Source organism: Aquirufa sp. OSTEICH-129A, from assembly GCF_054558355.1.
This window is the reverse complement of sequence record NZ_JBPXKC010000001.1, coordinates 733,637-750,164: the sequence shown is the minus strand read 5'-3', so window position 1 is coordinate 750,164 and position 16,528 is coordinate 733,637. Positions and strand designations below refer to the sequence as shown.

The following is a 16,528-nucleotide window of genomic DNA, read 5'->3' as shown; positions in this document are numbered from 1 at the left end:
CTTTTGTCAAATAGTTGTAGTATTTGATTTTTTACATTTATTTTGTGGAAATATCTTTCAACTCAATTATAACTAAATTCCAAATTTATGCAGAAAAGATTTATTACTCGTTCTGTGTTATTGGGGGCGTTTTTTGCGCTTTTGATGGCATTGCCGATTGGGCAGCTATTTGCTCAAGTTACTAGCTCTTCTTTTACTGGTACAGTTACCGATGCAAAAGGAGAGGTTTTGCCAGGTGCTAGCGTTTTAGCTGTGCACACTCCATCTGGAACCAAGTATGGTGTTGCCACCAATGCTGCCGGTCGTTATACCTTAATTGGTGTTCGTGTGGGTGGTCCTTTTGTGTTAAAAGTAACTTTTGTAGGTTACAAAGAGCAAGTTAAAGACAATTTATTCACAAGCTTAGGTACCTCTACCAACGTTAGCTTTAAGCTAGAGGAAGTAGGTCAGCAATTGCAGGAAGTTGTGGTTAAATCATCTCGTTCAGATTTGTTTAGTTCCAATAGAACAGGTGCAGCCACTTCATTTGCAACAGAAACAATCAATGGATTGCCAACCATCGGACGTACGATTGATGACATTACTAAGTACAACGCGTATAGTAATGGACGTTCATTTGCTGGACAAGATTCTCGTTTCAATAACTTCACAATTGACGGATCCGTTTTCAACAATGGATTTGGTTTAGGAAGTTCATCTCAAGCGGGTGGTCGTACAGGTACTACTGCCGTTTCTTTGGATGCCATTGAGCAAATCCAAATTAACATTGCTCCATTTGATGTTCGTCAATCAGGTTTTGCTGGTGCTGGTATCAACGCAGTAACTCGTTCTGGAACTAATGATTTTACTGGTTCTGCCTACCATATTTTTAGAAATAGTGATTTAGTAGGAAAGAAAGCGGACGGTAGAGACTTACCATCCATCAATATTTCTGAAAAGACTACAGGTTTCCGTGTAGGAGGTCCTTTGATTAAGGATAAATTATTCTTCTTTGCGAACTATGAAGAATTTAAGAGCTCTACGCCTGCTTTAAACTGGTCTGCAAACCGTCCAGGTGCCACAGGTAACGTTTCTCGTGTTTTAGCTTCTGATATTGAAGATTTAGGAAATTTCATGAAATCTAATTTCAATTATGAAATTGGCGCGATTGATAACTTCAACAATGAAGTGACTTCAAAGAAAGGTTTGTTGCGTTTGGATTATAACATTAACAACAACAACAAATTAACCATCCGTTATTCTCAGCACGATTCGCAGTCAGGATCTATCATTTCTAACTCGAATAGTAGTAATACGGCGGGTAATGGTAACCGTACTAACTCGGCTTTAGCCTTGTCACCGCAAAATACTGGTTATACCATTCAAGATAACACGCGTTCCATCGTAGCTGAATTGAACTCCACCTTGAACTCAAAATTTGCTAATAACTTTATTGCAACATATAACAAGCAAATTGAAGATAGAGCTCAAACATCTTTATTCCCTACCATTGATATCTTGAAAGATGGTTCTACTTATACTTCTTTGGGTATGGATCCATTTACTCCTAACAATAAGTTGAATTATTCAACTTTGAACTTGACCAATAACTTGACTTATTTTAATGATAAGCACACGTTTACATTTGGTTTAAGTTATGAGTATTTTATGTCGAATAACGTATTCTTCCCTTCTTCGAATGGTGTGTATGTATTTAACTCCATCAATGATTTCAAAACGGCCGCTTTAGCTTACAAGGCAAATCCAAATTTGGCTGTTTCGCCAGTTGTGATGCCTCGTTTTAACTACCGTTATTCATTATTGCCAGATGGTGCTGAGCCATTGCAACAATTGAAAGTTTCTACTTATTCAGCTTATGTACAAGATGAATTCCAAGTAACTGAGAAATTCAAGTTAACGGGTGGTGTGCGTTTTGACTTGTTCTCTTATGACAATTCCACTTCAGCGGATTTTTATAATCCAATCGTAGCTGGTTTGACATATAAGGATGAGAATGGTCAAGATTTGAAAGTTAATACAGGAGCTTTCCCTCCAGCTAAATTGTTAGTTTCTCCACGTATTGGATTTAATTACGATGTAAATGGTGATAAGTCATTACAGATTAGAGGTGGTACTGGTTTCTTCGTATCTAGAATTCCACAAGTATTGGTATCTAACCAATTGGGAAATAATGGGGTAAATACAGCGGTAATTTCTGCGCCAAATACTACAGCTTATCCATTTACTTTAAATCCAAAAAATTATAAGCCTGCTACTACGGATATCAATAAATTGCCTCCATATGTAGTAAATGCTTCAACGGAAGATTTGAAAAACCCAATGATTTGGAAAACGAACTTTGCTATTGACAAGAAATTGCCATGGGGTTTAGTGGGTACTTTGGAGGCCATTTACAACAAAAACTTGAACTCCTTACGTTATATTGACGCTAACTTAAAAGCTCCTGCAGCTAATTTTGTTGGACCAGATAACCGTAGTCGCTTCAATACAGCAGGTCGTTTCATTAATGCTCCAACAACCAACGTATTCGTGTTAACTAACACGGATAAAGGTGAATCATACTCATTCACAGCAAAATTAGAAAAACCAACTGTTGATGGTTTTGGTGGAATGTTAGGTTATACTTATGCCGTGGCTAAGGACATTCAATCAGTAGGTTCAACTGTTCAAGCTAATATTGCTTCTGAATATGGTCAAAACTACCTAAGAACATCATTCTCAGATAATGATTTGCGTCATCGTTTTGTAGGATTTGTTAACTATCGTTTGAATTACGGTGGTAAATTGGGAGGTTCTACTATGTTTACATTAGGAGCTGTTTCTTCTTCAGGTTATCGTCAATCATATACTTTTGGTGCTGACTTTAATGGAGATGGTCAAATTAATGACTTGATTTTTGTTCCTTACAAAGCATCTGACTTGACATTTACTCCATTAGTAGTAAGTGGACGTACTTATACGCCAGCTGAACAAGCTGCTGCTTTTGATGCATTTATTGACGGTAATGAATATTTGAAAAACCGTCGTGGAATGTATGCTGAGCGTAACGGAGCTTATTCTCCTTGGTTAACTCGTTTCGACTTTACTGTTGAGCAAGATTTCCACATCAAGACAGGTAAGAACAAGAGAAATATCATCCGTTTACGTGCTGATATCTTAAACGTGGGTAACTTACTTGATAATACTTGGGGTGTAGGTTGGGTTCCAACCAATGCTAACCCATTACGCTTTACAGCAGCATCGAATGGTACTGTAACTTATCAAATGGGTACTCAGGTTATTCAGAACCCTACAACAGGTGCCAGCGAAACCATCTTATTGCGTGATTCATTCGTGAAATCTATCAACGTAAATAACGTTTGGCAAGCACAATTGGGAATTCGTTATATTTTCGAATAATCGAATCCTTGCAATACTAATTCAAAAGAGGCTGCCCATCGGGCAGCCTCTTTTGTTTTCAACGCAATTTTTTCACGCTGGCAAGGTTCCAAACCTTGACAGCGTTGTGCGTTGATAACGATTTTCAAAATAATTTTATTTCAATGACATCATCTTTATCAAAATCCCGATAAATTTTAAATCACAAAAAAGGCCAGCAATTTGCTGGCCTTTTTGATGTTGATTTTTTTACTTGAACTCTTTATGATGAGCTAATCTGTGTAAGTCTTCTTGACTTAAAGATTTGAAATATTCATACGTGATTTTTAAGCCTTCCGCCCTTGATACTTTGGGTTCCCAGCCTAAAATAGCTTTGGCCTTTGTAATATCTGGCTTTCTTTGTTTGGGATCGTCCGTTGGTAAAGGAAGGGAAATTAATTTTTGACTAGTGCCGGTTAACTTGATGATTTCTTCACCGAACTCTTTAATGGTGATTTCATCTGGATTACCGATATTAACTGGTTGGGCGTAATCACTTAATAATAAGCGATAAATCCCCTCTACTAGATCATCTACATAACAAAAAGCACGCGTTTGAGATCCATCACCAAACATCGTTAAATCTTCTCCTCGTAAGGCCTGACCAATAAATGCTGGTAATACTCGTCCGTCGTTTAGACGCATTCTAGGACCATAGGTATTGAATATTCGGACAATTCGGGTTTCAACTTCATGGTAGGTATGATATGCCATCGTCATGGCTTCTTGAAAACGCTTTGCCTCATCGTAAACACCTCTAGGGCCAACTGGATTTACATTTCCCCAATATTCCTCTGTTTGTGGATGAACTAATGGGTCACCGTAAACCTCAGATGTAGAAGCAATCAATACACGGGCATTTTTTACACGAGCTAATCCTAAACAATTATGAATCCCCAAAGAACCTACTTTTAAGGTCTGAATTGGGATTTTTAAATAATCAATTGGAGAGGCAGGTGATGCAAAGTGAAGGATGTAATCTAATTCACCTGGAACGTGAATGAACTTAGAAACATCATGATGATAAAATTCAAAATTGGGAAGCTTGAAAAGGTGCTCAATGTTTTTTAAATCGCCCGTAATTAAATTATCCATGGCTATCACATGATAACCTTCCTTGATAAATCGATCACATAAATGCGACCCTAAAAAACCAGCTCCTCCAGTTATTAATACTTTTTTCATTTCTACGTTTTAAGATAATACGGTTTGACGGCCAATGGAATAATAGGTATAACCTAATTCTTTCATTTGAGATAATTCATATAAATTTCTACCGTCAAAAATGACCTTGTTTTTAAGTAATGAATCCATTTTTTCAAAGTCAGGAGTACGGAATTGAGGCCATTCGGTAACAATTAAAAGAGCGTCCGCATTTTCCAAAGCTTCGTAAGGATTTTTACAAAACTGTATGCTATCTCCTAATAAAGTTTGAACATTTGGCATAGCCTCTGGGTCATAAGCTTTGATGGTACAACCAGCGGCTAATAAGGCTTCAATATTATACAAAGCTGGAGCTTCACGAATATCATCCGTATATGGCTTGAAGGCCAAACCCCAAATGGCAATGGTTTTTCCAGCTAAATCATCATTAAAATACTGGCGAACTTGCGGTAATAATTTAGTCTTCTGGTTTTCATTTACCCGCATTACGCTGTCCAGTATATGGAACTTGTAATTATTCTCTTCTGAAGTTTTTGCCAAGGCTTGAACATCTTTTGGAAAACAACTTCCTCCATATCCTATACCAGCAAATAAAAATCGCTTACCAATGCGGGAATCGGTTCCTATACCTCGGCGAATATCGTCTACGTTTGCTCCAACCAATTCACATAAATTAGCAATCTCATTCATGAAAGTGATTTTGGTTGCTAAAAATGCATTGGCGGCATATTTTGTCATTTCTGCGGAACGCTCATCCATAAAAATGATAGGATTTCCTTGACGAACTAAGGGAGCGTATAATTTACTCATTAATTCTTTGGCTCTATCTGATTCCGTTCCTATAACCACTCGGTCTGGTTTCATGAAATCTTCTACAGCTACCCCTTCTCTTAAAAACTCAGGATTAGATACCACATCAAAAGGCACTTTGGCATTTTTTGCAATGGCGTTTTTAACCAATTCCGATGTGCCTACAGGGACAGTACTTTTATCAATAATAACTGTATAATCTTTCAACAATGGACCTAAATCATTGGCCACCTGCAAGATATACTTCAAATCTGCCGAACCATCTTCCCCGGGAGGCGTAGGTAAGGCTAAAAATATAACTTTGGCTCCTTCTATACCTTCTACTAATGAAGTGGTAAAGTTTAAACGGCCTTCTTCTACGTTGCGATGAAATAAATCTTCTAAACCAGGTTCATAAATGGGTACTACACCCGCTTTCATTTGATTTATCTTAGCTTCATTAATATCTACACAAGTAACGTGATTACCTGTTTCTGAAAAACAAGTTCCTGTGACTAGGCCTACATATCCCGTTCCTACTACCGCAATTTTCATGGGTTAATCTTTAATTAGTTCAAAAATTTGGCCTAAAATTAGCCATTTTTCTTTTAAAATTTATAATAAATTCAAATATTCAAATCTATTTAGCCAATGGTATAATTTTTCCAATACTTCCGGAAGGTTCCATGCATCCTAACCAATTGGCAAGGGTGGTAGAAATATCACTAATGCTCGTTCTGCTACTAATTTCTTGTGGCTTAACTTTCCAACCATAAAATAAAAGAGGGACATGGGTATCATAAGCATATAGAGTGCTATGCGTGGTACCTGTTTTTCCGCCCATGAACCATTGTGGCTTTAATAAAATCATGAAATCACCACTTCGGGCTGGGTTGTATCCATGGCTAACTAGTTCTTTGTATGGCTGTATTAATGAACTGTTTGCAATATCTTGCATATCGACGATGGTCGATGTTCCCTCAATTTTTGAATAAGCTGCCAATAAAACTTGATGTAACTTTTTACGATTGATAGCTAATTTTTCTGCTAATGAATGGTCAATGTAAAGCTGTGAGTTTTCACTACCAATAATTAATTTATCCGATCCAAATTCCTTTTGCAAAGCATTTTTTGCCTCCGTTAAGGCTTTATTGGCTTCAAAAACGCCACCAGGCATTTTTTTAGATTGTAAATAGCCAGGAACTTCTGCTACTGCATGATCCGCTGTTAAAAATACCAATACTCGGTCTTTGCCAAATTGCTTATCTAAGTAGGTTAACATTTCCGCAATATCACGGTCCAGACGTAAATAGGTATCTTCTAATTCTATTGACTGTGGACCAAATGCATGGCCAACATAATCTGTGGATGAAAAACTTACTGCTAAAAAATCTGTTGAGTTGTTTTGTCCCAATTTTTCTTCTTCAATGGCTTTTAATGCAAAATCCTTCGTAATAGAATTCCCATAAGGTGTGGAACGGATTATTTCTAAGGGATTTGGCCCTTCTAAAGTATGAGGGAATGTTGGTGTTTTTTCGGATGGTAATTTTCCTTCAAATGGTAAATTGTCCTCTGCACTTTGAATATATGTTTCAATGGGATACAAGGTATTCCAGCCTTTCTTTATATAATTGAGGGCTTTTTCCTCGGAGTTGAATTTTTGAACCCAAGTAGGTAATTCTTTCATATAAAAAGTAGAAGTAATCCAGCGACCTTCTTTCGAATCATACCAATAGGAGGCATTAGCTGTATGACCGCCAGGTAAAATAGCTCCTCGGTCCTTTAATGCAATGGCAATGGTTTTAGAGCGAAAATTCTGTGCTATGCGTAATTGATCTGTGATGGTGCTTGTCCATAGGTTTTTGGGCGACATAAATCCAGTTTTTCCAGTCGTTCCAACGGTTGTTACAGTACTGTCATCAGTACAATATACTTTTTTGCCTGTGGCTACGTCCGTCCAATCATTTCCTACAATACCATGTACTGCTGGAACAGTTCCTGTATAAACACTAGCATGTCCAGCTGCCGTCACTGTAGGGGCATAATTATAATGATTGTCTTGGCAATTTAAACCTTCACGCATCAAACGCTTAAATCCATTGTCGCTGTAGCGATCCTGGTATTTATATAAATAATCATAACGCATTTGATCCACCACAATACCAACCACTAACGCGGGTCTTTTGGCTAATGCTTTGGTTTTATTTTGAGCCCATGTTGTACTTATACTTAGTAAACTGATGATCAAAAAGGCAAATACTCTACTGTGTCTTTTCATAAATAAATAGGAAATTGTGTTAAGGTTTTTGTTTTTTGGTGTAATAAATCGATCTCTAGTAATCTGGTTTCTAGTCCATTGGTAAGTACTAAATACTTGGACTGTATCTTTTTTTGATATTGACTAATTTGCTGCCATGTAATTTCAGTGAGCTTAACATGAGGGGCCTTACATTCAATGATCATAAATACAGTTCCATCCTTGGCATAAATTTGAATATCACTTCTTCTTTGTAATTGATTGACATGAATTCCACCTTCAATTTGTATCATGCCAATAGGATAATTTAAATGCGTGGTGATGTATTGCAAACAGTGTTGACGTACCCATTCTTCTGGCGAAAGCATTCTAAATTTCTTGGCTATCGAATCAAAAATATAGAGTTTTCCATCCTTTTGTTTTAATTTGTAATCATAAGGGGGAAACTGGAGCGTCAGGTCAGCTAAAGGTTGCATCATGGGCCATTACACAAACTCTAAATTAATCTATTTGTAGATTAATTTCATCACGAACTTGCTCTTTTCATGAAAACTAAAGAAGAAATTGTACAAAATTGGTTACCTCGTTACACAGGAACACCATTGGAAAGTTTTGGTCAGTATATTTTATTGACCAATTTTAAAAATTACGTCGATATGTTTGCTGAAAAATTTGGCGTAGAAATCTTAGGGAAGGATCGACCGATGCAAACAGCCACCGCGGATAATATCACCATCATTAATTTCGGTATGGGTTCACCCATGGCTGCCACCGTGATGGATATTCTATCTGCTATTTCGCCCAAAGCGGTATTGTTTTTAGGCAAATGCGGGGGATTGAAAAAGAACTTAGCCTTAGGCGATTTAATACTTCCTATCGCTGCCGTAAGGGGAGAAGGAACCTCAGATGAATATATGCCAAAAGAGATTCCTGCTTTACCATCTTTCCGTTTGCAGCGTTCTGTATCTTCCATGATTAAGAAGCACGAAAAGGATTATTGGACAGGCTTAATTTATACCACCAATCGTCGGGTTTGGGAGCACGATGAGGATTTTAAAAAGTATTTGTCTGATATCCGTGCTATGTGCATTGATATGGAAACAGCAACGATTTTCACCGTGGGTTTTGTCAATAAAATTCCTCGGGGAGCTTTGTTATTGGTTTCAGATAATCCCATGACTCCAGATGGAGTTAAAACAGATGTTAGTGATAAAAAAGTAACCGATAATTATGTGAATCTGCACCTTCAAATAGGCATCGATGCGCTAGAAGAATTAGCTTCTTCTGGAGAATCTGTTAAGCACTTACGTTTTGAATAATTTTAATTGCAGAAATCACGAATAACCTGAAAGGATGGATTGTAACCCAATTCTCCTGCTTTGCTTAAATCCAAACACCCTGTAGTATCCGCTAAGGCTAGTTTGATGATTCCTCTTACAAAATAGGCTTCAGCGTATTTGGCGTTCAATTTGATGGCATTGCTGCAATCTTGAATGGCATTTCGCTGGTCTCCTAAATTGGATTTAGCCATTGCTCTCATAAAATAAGCATCTGCATAGATGGGATTTAAGGAAATTGCTCGGTTATAATCATCCATGGCCTGCTTAGGGTCTCCTGATTTTGATTTGGCTAAACCTCTATTGAAATAGATTTCTGCTCTTTCTGGACTAAATTCAGCCATTTTGATTTTATCTTGGACAGCATTCCTTAATTCGTCCAATACGGCTTTATTCATTTTGGCAGTGTATAGAATTTTAGCATTTTCTAAATTTCCCATATCTACCGCCTTCGAATAATCTTCAATGGCCCCACGTTGATCGCCTAATTTAGACTTCACAAATCCCCTTCCATATAAAGCTTCCACCTTGGTAGGTTCTATTTCCAATGCTTTGTTGAAATCTTCTAAGGCTCCTTTTTCGCCATTTTCACCCCGGAAATTTTCCAATTGCGTTTTACAAAATCCAGAAAAATACCAGTCATTAGCTTCGTCTGGACTGATTTTAAGGGCTTCATTGAAATCCTTTAATGCATTCGCAAAATCATTTAATTTCATTTTGGCAAAGCCTCTACCAGAATAATAAGTTGATCTTTTTGGGCTTATTTCGATGGCTTTACTGTAGTCCTCAATACTGCTTGAATATTCCCCTAATTTGACCTTGCAATCTCCTCTGGCGGCTAGACAAGGGGCATATTCAGGATTTAACTCCAAGGATTTATTGAAGTCAGATAAACCACCACGGTAGTTTTCCAATTTACTTTTTGACAGTCCCCTGGAATAATAGGCAGTTGCCTCTAAGGGGTTTAATCGAATCGCTTCATTATAATCTTGAATGGCAATTTTGTGATTGTCTTGCTTACTATAACTTTGGCCACGGGCAATAAATGCTTCGTAATATGTGGATTTTAATTCAATGGCTTTTTCAAAATCCAGTATGGCTCCTCTGAAATCTTTTAAATTATACTTAGCAAATCCTCGATTATAAAATGCAATTGGATTAGGATTAGCTGTATTTCTCTCAATTTCAATACTGAAGTTTCTAAGAGCCTCGGCGTAATTTCCCGTTTTATTTTGAGTTAAACCTAGCTCCATGTAATTGACAGTATCTTGTGCCAAAACAGAATTAGAAATAATAAGTATGCAGGCAAAAGCCAGAGAAGTCCACTTCATGGTCAAATATTAAATTTAGACTGTAAAAATAAGGGAAATCACTCGCTAAGAAAAATTTGAGTAAACCCAAATACTAAAATAAGCCATAAGGTAAGCAAAGCTGTTTTTTTCAAATAGGGATCTATTTGGGCCGGTGTTAAATTAGGCTGTAATTTGTTGGCTAATAAGGCAATGGGTATATAGGCTGCCAACATGGTGGCATTTTGTATGAAGGTAGGAGGTACTCCCTGATTCATCATGGGAAATATTCCAAAGCTGAGGATACTAAGTATGTATAAAAACTTTTGATAGAGGAAGCCTGTGGTCTTCCCAATTCGTACGGGAATGGATAACTTACCTTGTTTTTTATCATTTTCTAAATCGCGCAGGTTATTGAGATTAAGTACAGCTACTGACATAAATCCACAACCAGCCGCAGGTAAAAATATGGCAGGTTTAAAAGCCAAGGTTTGTAAAAAATAGACGCCCACCGTACCAACTATTCCAAAAAACAAAAAGACAGAAAGGTCTCCCAAGCCCATATAACCATAAGGTCTTTTACCTACTGTATACGCGATGGCGGCACCTATGGCCAAAATACCTAAAACTAAAAAGCTAAGAATGATTTCGATGGACGCAGTTTGTAAGCTGACATATAATAGGCTGATGCCTGAAATAAATGCTAATAAGGCAAACAAGTACACCGCTTTTTTCATTTCAACCGGGCTTATAGCACCAGTCTGAACAGCCCTTAAAGCAACTTTTCTGTCGGCATTGTCAATTCCATTTTGCGTATCTCCTAAATCATTGGCAAAATTGGATAGAATTTGTAGTAGGAGGGTAGTGAGAATGGCTAATGCACCAATTGTCCATTGAAAGCGCCCATCTACATAGGCCAATATATTACCTAAAATGGTGCTAGCTGCTGCCAATGGTAATGTGCGGGGCCTAGCGGCTTCTACCCAACGATTCATAAACTTTGCTTTTAATTAGAAACAAACATCCCTGAATTAGGTCTTAATTCAGGGATGTAAAGAAATAGATTATTTCGCTAATGCTTGAAGAAACTCAGGACTTGTAGGTTTGATGCCCGAAGCGAAAAAGTTAACTAATTCACCTTTTTCGTTGATAACATACTTACAGAAATTCCAGCTTGGTTCTTTTTCATTCCAACCATTACTTTTTTTATCTGTCAACCATTTGTATAAATCACATTTAGCTTCACCTTTCACTACGACTTTCTCCATCATTTGGAAACTAACACCGTAGTTTTTTTGGCAAAAGCTTGCAATTTCTTCGTTAGTACCAGGCTCCTGACCACCAAATTCATTGGCGGGAAATCCTAAAATAACGATGTCTTTATTTGCTTGGTGGAATTTCTCCCAATCAGCATACTGCGGAGTATATCCACATTTAGAAGCTGTATTTAATACAACTACTTTCTTTCCTTTGAACTGGCTAAAGTCAATAACCTTGCCATCAATTCCTTTCATTTTAAAAGTATGAAAGTTCGGTGCTGCAACAACAGTTTCCACGTTTTCTGGGCGGTTTAAAATGGTGTTTTGTTTAAACGGCAAAGTAAGAGCCGTTAATAAGGATCCAATTTTTACAATATTTACTAACATAACGACAGTGATTAATATAAGTGAGATAGTTAAAATTCGTTTCATGTTACATCCGTTCAGGTGAAACTATACCCAATAACGAAGTTGCGTGTTGAATTGTTTTACCTGTTAGGTCTGCCAAGGTAAGTCGAATTGTTCTAATGTCCTCATTTTCCTCGTTTAATATCGTCAATTCATTGTAAAATTTATTGAATTGTTTTGCCAAATCAAACGAATATTGAGCAATAATTGATGGAGAAAAGTTTTCACAAGCCTCGGCTAACTTAGTTTTATATGTACCCAGTAAATAGATTAATTCTCTTTCAGACTCAGCTAGCGTAATGTTAGAATCCGATTTTCCACTCATTGGAAATCCTTTTTCTAGCGCTTTTCTTCTGATCGAACAAATCCTGGTATGCGTATATTGAATGAATGGTCCTGTATTTCCTTGGAAATCAATGGATTCCTCTGGGTTGAATAACATCCGTTTTTTGGGATCTACTTTAAGTAAAAAGTATTTCAAAGCTCCCATGCCTAACTGCTGGAATAATTGATTTGATTCCTCCTCAGAAAAACCTTCAATTTTCCCCAATTCTAGGGTCCTTTCTCTCGCAGTATCGACCATTTCCTGCATCAAATCATCCGCATCCACAACCGTACCCTCTCTAGATTTCATTTTACCACTAGGTAAGTCTACCATGCCATATGAAAGATGATAATTTCCTTGAGAAAAAGCTTTATTGAGTTTCTTTAAGATATGAAAAAGAACCTCAAAATGGTAGTCTTGTTCATTTCCCACGACATAAATGGATTGCTTAGCTCCAAAATCTTCATATTTCAATTGGGCCGTTCCCATGTCTTGGGTAATATAAACTGAAGTTCCATCCTTTCTGAGAACTAATTTCTCATCCAAGCCTTCCTCCTCTAAATTTATCCAAACAGAGCCATCTGGTTTCTGATAAAATACCCCTTGGGTTAATCCTTCATCAACTAATTTTTTACCCAATAAATAGGTATTTGATTCACGGTATATTTTATCAAAATCAACTCCCATTTGCTTGTAACTTGCAGCAAAACCTTCTAATACCCATGAATTCATGGTTTCCCATAATTGAATTACGGCAGGTTCACCTTGTTCCCAAGCTAATAGCATGGCCTGAGCCTGCAACATGATTGGTGCTTCTGCCTTGGCTTTTTCTGCATCTAAGCCTGTGGCTACCAATTGTTCAATTTCTGCTTTATAGGCTTTATCAAAGGCTACATAATATTTACCCACCAAGTGATCTCCTTTCATGCCGCTGGAAGCAGGAGTTTCACCATTTCCAAATAATTGGTAGGCCAACATCGACTTGCAAATATGAATACCACGATCATTGACCAAATTGGTCTTGATGACTTCATATCCACCAGCTTTCAAGATTTGGGCGACGGAATAACCTAAGAAATTATTTCTCAAATGGCCTAGGTGAAGCGGTTTGTTGGTATTGGGAGAAGAATATTCAATGACAATTTTTTCATTCTTAGGCGCCAATTGAAAAGCAGATGAATCATTTGATAAATCTTGCAATAAGCCATACCATACGGAGTCATGAAGTGAAATATTCAAAAAACCTTGAACTACTTGATAGGCCTTTACCAATTGAGGCTTGTTTTCAATTAAATAGTCACCTAATGTCTGTGCAATTTGGGCAGGGGCTTTACCAGCTTTTTTGGTATATGGAAATACGACAAAAGTATAAGCCCCTTCAAATTCCTTTTTTGTTTCTTGAAGGCTAAGGTCTTTTTCATCTATTTGAAATAATGAACTTAAACCTGCTTGAATACTTTCAATGAGTTGTACTTGAATACTCGACATACCAAAGACGAAGAAAATGTGATTAAAATGTTTGCAAAGGTAGCCAATTCATGCTAAACATTGATTCTTGACTTAATAAAAGAGGAATTAATCTTTACCTTTGTGGCATGATACAATCTGTTTACGACGAAGCCATTAAATCCTTAAAAACGGGTGGTGTACTCTTATATCCCAGTGATACGATATGGGGTTTAGGATGCGATGCACGAATGGATGCGTCAATTGAAAAAATGTTGGATATCAAGCAAAGGCCAGAAAATAAGGGATTAATCTTGTTGATTTCAAAGATTGAGCAATTAAATGAATACGTGGAACAAGTTCCTGACATTGCCTGGGATTTGGTAGATTTTGCCGAAGACCCCTTAACGGTCATTTATCCCAAAGGTAAAAATGTAAGTAAACTTGTATTGGGGCCAGAAGGAAGTATTGCCATTCGTTTAGTGAAAGATGATTTTTGTAAGGGCCTAGTTTATCGATATCAAAGAGCTATTGTTTCTTCTTCTGCCAATGTTTCTGGTGAATTATCTCCTGAAAATTTTGAAAGCATATCTCCTGTAATAAAACAAGGAGTAGACTATATTTTACAAAATCCCCAGCCTACCAAAGGAAAAGCTAAGGCATCTAAAATTGTCAAATTAGGCCTTAATGGTGATTATACTATGATTCGTAAATGATACAAACGGGAAAGGAAATTATTGAGAATCCAATTTTTGTCAAAATTGGAGCTGCAGCTGACCGTTTGGGATTGGACGCCTATGTCATTGGAGGATTTGTACGTGATGCCATTTTAGGTCGAGATAGCCAGAAGGATATCGATGTAGTTTGTATTGGTTCTGGTATCGCATTAGCGGAGGAAGTTGCTCGCGAATTTAATTTACCAGAGCATCAAGTTTCTGTTTTCAAAAACTTTGGTACCGCTATGCTTAAGGTAGATGACTGGGACTTAGAGTTTGTTGGAGCTAGAAAGGAATCCTATCAACGAGATTCAAGAAAACCAGTGGTGGAGGAAGGAAGCTTGGAGGATGACCAAAATCGGCGAGATTTCACCATCAATGCCATGGCTGTCCAGCTTAATTCAGCTCATAGGGGCAAACTCCTGGATCCATTTGACGGACTAAAAGACTTAGAAGCTCGAATTTTACGAACTCCGCTAGAACCAAGAATCACCTTTTCCGACGATCCTCTTCGGATGATGCGCGCGATTCGTTTTGCGGCACAATTAGGCTTTGATATATACCCAAGTACTTTTGAGGCTCTTCAAGTTGAGAATGTTCGCCTAGAAATTATTTCTATGGAAAGAATCTCGGAAGAGTTGAATAAAATTATCCTATGTAAAAAACCATCCTATGGATTTCTACTTTTAGATGCTTGCGGTATTTTGCCCATTATATTTCCTGAATTTGTTAAACTTAAAGGGGTAGATACGGAAGAAGGAAAGGGGCATAAAGATAATTTTTACCATACACTTCAAGTCTTAGACAATATTTCCCAGCATACTGATGATTTATGGTGGCGTTGGGCAGCAATATTACACGATATCGCCAAACCAGCTACCAAACGATTTGACCCCAAAAAAGGATGGACATTTCACGGTCATGAAGAGATGGGAGCGAGGCAGGTGCCCGCAATATTTAAACGATTAAAATTGCCTTTGAATGAGAAGATGAAATTAGTTCAAAAGCTAGTTCGTTTGCACTTACGGCCTATAGCTTTATCAAAGGAAGAAATTACCGATGCCGCTTTGAGGCGCTTATTATTTGAAGCAGGGGAAGAATTGGAAGCATTAATGACCCTTTGTCGGGCTGATATCACCTCCAAAAATGGCGATAAAGTAAAAAGGTATTTGAAGAACTTTGATAAAGTAGAGGAAAAACTGAAGGAAGTAGAGGAGAAGGATTCATTGAGAAATTTTCAACCTGTGATTTCTGGAGAAATTATCATGCAGGTATTTGATATTGGACCTGGTAAAGAAATTGGCTTGATAAAAGTCGCTATTCGAGAAGCAATTTTGGAGGGTCAAGTGAAAAATGATTTGTCTTCTGCCTGGGAATTTATGCTTGAAGAGGGGAAGAAACTCGGATTGAGTCCTCACATAAATCTAGCTGATTTGGCATAAAAAAAGGTCTCGTTAGAGACCTTTTTTAGATTATATCACGTGAATAAATAACTCTTCTTTAGGCCAGCGAACTTTTTTCGCATTTACCATAAAGTCTGAGGATTCATCTCGCTCACCAACTGCCATCATTAAAACAGCATGTAAACCTTTTTCTTTTAGATTTAAAATAGCATCAACCTGTGCTGGAATAAATCCTTCCATCGGGGTGCTATCAATTTCTAATTTGGCAGCTGCAGCTAGGGCAGTACCCATGGCCAAATACACCTGCTTATCCATCCATTTTACTTGATCTTCCACAGGGCGACTCAACAAAGATCCTGCAATAGCGTCTTTGTATGCCTTTAAATCCTCCAATGGAACATTTCTTGTTTCGGAAACTAATTGGATGAAAGCATTGATTTTTTCCTCGGTAATCTCATTCCAAGCAGCAAAGATTAAAAGGTGTGATGATTCCACTACCTGTGGCTGATTAAAAGCTGCAGGTTGAATTTTGGCTTTTAATTCTTCATTCTCAATTACCAAAACTTGATAAGGTTGTAAACCAAATCCAGAAGCAGATAATTGAATGGAAGTTAAAAGGGAATCTATTTTAGATGCATCCACCTTTTTACCGTTCATTCTTTTCGCAGCATATCGCCACTCCAAAGCATCTATTAAGGACATAATTTTTAGTTTTTAT

13 protein-coding genes are annotated in these 16,528 nt (G+C 37.4%); 4 read left to right on the top strand and 9 right to left on the bottom strand.

The annotated features are described in order from the left end of the window. The first annotated feature begins 87 nt into the window (after positions 1-87). On the top strand, positions 88-3,399 hold the full coding sequence (locus tag SKC36_RS03360; protein ID WP_459464582.1) for a TonB-dependent receptor: 3,312 nt from the start codon (positions 88-90) through the stop codon (positions 3,397-3,399). A gap of 228 nt (positions 3,400-3,627) precedes the next feature. On the opposite strand, the gene SKC36_RS03355 is transcribed toward SKC36_RS03360, so the two are convergent. The 4 genes from SKC36_RS03355 to SKC36_RS03340 form a co-directional block, all read right to left on the bottom strand. Beyond that, positions 3,628-4,602, bottom strand: coding sequence for a UDP-glucuronic acid decarboxylase family protein (locus tag SKC36_RS03355; protein ID WP_459453111.1), 975 nt, complete (start codon positions 4,600-4,602; stop codon positions 3,628-3,630). 9 nt (positions 4,603-4,611) lie between these two features. After that, positions 4,612-5,925 carry a UDP-glucose dehydrogenase family protein gene (locus SKC36_RS03350; protein WP_459453110.1) on the bottom strand — a complete coding sequence of 438 codons (1,314 nt, stop codon included), beginning with the start codon at positions 5,923-5,925 and terminating at the stop codon, positions 4,612-4,614. A gap of 85 nt (positions 5,926-6,010) precedes the next feature. Continuing rightward, on the bottom strand, positions 6,011-7,648 hold the full coding sequence (gene pafA / locus SKC36_RS03345; protein WP_459464580.1) for an alkaline phosphatase PafA: 1,638 nt from the start codon (positions 7,646-7,648) through the stop codon (positions 6,011-6,013). Next, positions 7,645-8,106 (bottom strand): type I restriction enzyme HsdR N-terminal domain-containing protein, encoded by a 462-nt coding sequence (locus SKC36_RS03340; protein ID WP_459453108.1) that lies wholly within the window; start codon positions 8,104-8,106, stop codon positions 7,645-7,647. The genes pafA and SKC36_RS03340 overlap by 4 nt, the downstream gene beginning before the upstream one ends. Positions 8,107-8,172: 66 nt before the next feature. Between SKC36_RS03340 and SKC36_RS03335 the strand changes: the two genes are divergently transcribed. Then, positions 8,173-8,946, top strand: a complete 774-nt coding sequence (locus SKC36_RS03335; protein WP_459464578.1) for an AMP nucleosidase — start codon at positions 8,173-8,175, stop codon at positions 8,944-8,946. A gap of 2 nt (positions 8,947-8,948) precedes the next feature. Here the strand turns inward: SKC36_RS03335 and SKC36_RS03330 are convergent, their stop codons facing one another. The 4 genes from SKC36_RS03330 to argS all read right to left on the bottom strand — a co-directional run bounded on the left by SKC36_RS03330 (position 8,949) and on the right by argS (position 13,733). Further along, positions 8,949-10,295 carry a tetratricopeptide repeat protein gene (locus SKC36_RS03330; RefSeq protein WP_459464576.1) on the bottom strand — a complete coding sequence of 449 codons (1,347 nt, stop codon included), beginning with the start codon at positions 10,293-10,295 and terminating at the stop codon, positions 8,949-8,951. 38 nt (positions 10,296-10,333) lie between these two features. Continuing rightward, a complete protein-coding gene (gene menA, locus SKC36_RS03325) occupies positions 10,334-11,248 on the bottom strand; it encodes a 1,4-dihydroxy-2-naphthoate octaprenyltransferase (RefSeq protein ID WP_459464573.1) in 915 nt (304 codons plus the stop codon). A gap of 69 nt (positions 11,249-11,317) precedes the next feature. Then, positions 11,318-11,944, bottom strand: a complete 627-nt coding sequence (locus SKC36_RS03320; protein ID WP_459464571.1) for a glutathione peroxidase — start codon at positions 11,942-11,944, stop codon at positions 11,318-11,320. Position 11,945: 1 nt separating this feature from the next. Then, positions 11,946-13,733, bottom strand: coding sequence for an arginine--tRNA ligase (argS, locus tag SKC36_RS03315; RefSeq protein WP_459464569.1), 1,788 nt, complete (start codon positions 13,731-13,733; stop codon positions 11,946-11,948). Positions 13,734-13,840: 107 nt separating this feature from the next. Between argS and SKC36_RS03310 the strand changes: the two genes are divergently transcribed. Next, complete coding sequence (locus tag SKC36_RS03310; RefSeq protein ID WP_459464567.1) at positions 13,841-14,407, top strand: L-threonylcarbamoyladenylate synthase; 567 nt, start codon at positions 13,841-13,843, stop codon at positions 14,405-14,407. After that, positions 14,404-15,849: a CCA tRNA nucleotidyltransferase gene (locus SKC36_RS03305; protein ID WP_459453101.1), complete on the top strand. Its 1,446-nt coding sequence runs from the start codon at positions 14,404-14,406 to the stop codon at positions 15,847-15,849. The genes SKC36_RS03310 and SKC36_RS03305 overlap by 4 nt, the downstream gene beginning before the upstream one ends. Positions 15,850-15,879: 30 nt before the next feature. Here the strand turns inward: SKC36_RS03305 and SKC36_RS03300 are convergent, their stop codons facing one another. Further along, positions 15,880-16,512, bottom strand: coding sequence for an NAD(P)H-dependent oxidoreductase (locus SKC36_RS03300; protein WP_459453100.1), 633 nt, complete (start codon positions 16,510-16,512; stop codon positions 15,880-15,882). Between the last annotated feature and the right edge of the window lie 16 nt (positions 16,513-16,528).

Bases quoted from the DNA above. Each gene is read 5' to 3' on its own strand.
- menA (WP_459464573.1), bottom strand. From the start codon at position 11,248: ATGAATCGTTGGGTAGAAGCCGCTAGGCCCCGCACATTACCATTGGCA.
- SKC36_RS03320 (WP_459464571.1), bottom strand. From the start codon at position 11,944: ATGAAACGAATTTTAACTATCTCACTTATATTAATCACTGTCGTTATG.
- pafA (WP_459464580.1), bottom strand. From the start codon at position 7,648: ATGAAAAGACACAGTAGAGTATTTGCCTTTTTGATCATCAGTTTACTA.
- SKC36_RS03340 (WP_459453108.1), bottom strand. From the start codon at position 8,106: ATGATGCAACCTTTAGCTGACCTGACGCTCCAGTTTCCCCCTTATGAT.
- SKC36_RS03300 (WP_459453100.1), bottom strand. From the start codon at position 16,512: ATGTCCTTAATAGATGCTTTGGAGTGGCGATATGCTGCGAAAAGAATG.
- SKC36_RS03330 (WP_459464576.1), bottom strand. From the start codon at position 10,295: ATGAAGTGGACTTCTCTGGCTTTTGCCTGCATACTTATTATTTCTAAT.
- argS (WP_459464569.1), bottom strand. From the start codon at position 13,733: ATGTCGAGTATTCAAGTACAACTCATTGAAAGTATTCAAGCAGGTTTA.
- SKC36_RS03350 (WP_459453110.1), bottom strand. From the start codon at position 5,925: ATGAAAATTGCGGTAGTAGGAACGGGATATGTAGGCCTAGTCACAGGA.
- SKC36_RS03305 (WP_459453101.1), top strand. From the start codon at position 14,404: ATGATACAAACGGGAAAGGAAATTATTGAGAATCCAATTTTTGTCAAA.
- SKC36_RS03360 (WP_459464582.1), top strand. From the start codon at position 88: ATGCAGAAAAGATTTATTACTCGTTCTGTGTTATTGGGGGCGTTTTTT.
- SKC36_RS03355 (WP_459453111.1), bottom strand. From the start codon at position 4,602: ATGAAAAAAGTATTAATAACTGGAGGAGCTGGTTTTTTAGGGTCGCAT.
- SKC36_RS03335 (WP_459464578.1), top strand. From the start codon at position 8,173: ATGAAAACTAAAGAAGAAATTGTACAAAATTGGTTACCTCGTTACACA.
- SKC36_RS03310 (WP_459464567.1), top strand. From the start codon at position 13,841: ATGATACAATCTGTTTACGACGAAGCCATTAAATCCTTAAAAACGGGT.